The sequence below is a fragment of the Bradyrhizobium sp. P2_E8 genome, assembly GCF_056403875.1.
In genome coordinates this window covers 1-742 of the sequence record NZ_JBFUES010001775.1, presented here as the reverse complement: position 1 = coordinate 742, position 742 = coordinate 1, and the positions used below count along the sequence as shown (strand labels likewise).

General features: G+C 65.4%; 1 protein-coding gene. It reads left to right on the top strand.

What is annotated here, in order from left to right; all coding sequences use genetic code 11:
* The first annotated feature begins 95 nt into the window (after positions 1-95).
* Positions 96-659 carry an S-(hydroxymethyl)glutathione synthase gene (gene gfa, locus AC1D00_RS43830; protein ID WP_135176703.1) on the top strand — a complete coding sequence of 188 codons (564 nt, stop codon included), beginning with the start codon at positions 96-98 and terminating at the stop codon, positions 657-659.
* Positions 660-742: the final 83 nt, after the last annotated feature.

The window sequence follows — 742 nt, the reverse complement described above, 5'->3', positions numbered from 1 at the left end:
GATCAACAAGGGCTTCGACCTCATGCATGAGGGCAAATCCATCCGTTCCGTCGTCGTCTACTAGCTCACTGCCAACCCCCCAGGAGGATCGTCCCATGACTGTTGCACTCCATCCATCGATCGACAACGGCCTCAAGCAGGGCAGCGGCAGCTTCGCCGGCGGCACGCTTGCCTGCAAATGCAAGGACCATCAGGTCAAGGTCGGCATCAAGGGCGACGTCGCCCACAACCACGCCTGTGGCTGCACCAAGTGCTGGAAGCCGCAGGGCGCGACGTTCTCCGTCGTGGCCGTGGTGCCGCGCCAGAACGTCACCGTGCTCGAGAACGGCGACAAGCTCCAGATCGTCGACGCCTCCGCGGTGATCCAGCGCCACGCCTGCAAGGCCTGCGGCACGCACATGTACGGCCGCATCGAGAACAAGAACCATCCGTTCTACGGCCTCGACTTCATCCATCCCGAACTGTTCCAGGAACAGGGCTCGCAGGCGCCGCAATTCGCCGCCTTCGTCTCCTCGGTGATCGAAGCCGGCGTGAAGCCGGAGCAGATGGCCGGCATCCGTTCGCGGCTGAAGGAGATCGGGCTCGAGCCCTACGACTGCCTGTCGCCGGCGCTGATGGACGCGATCGCGACCCACGTGGCGAAAGCCAAAGCAGCCTGACGAGGGCCGCCTGAACGAGGCGGCCCGAGCAGGGCCGCCAGACCCACGCCACGTCCGCTCGCTGGTCCCGACCAGCACCAGCG

Bases quoted from the DNA above. Each gene is read 5' to 3' on its own strand.
- gfa (WP_135176703.1), top strand. From the start codon at position 96: ATGACTGTTGCACTCCATCCATCGATCGACAACGGCCTCAAGCAGGGC.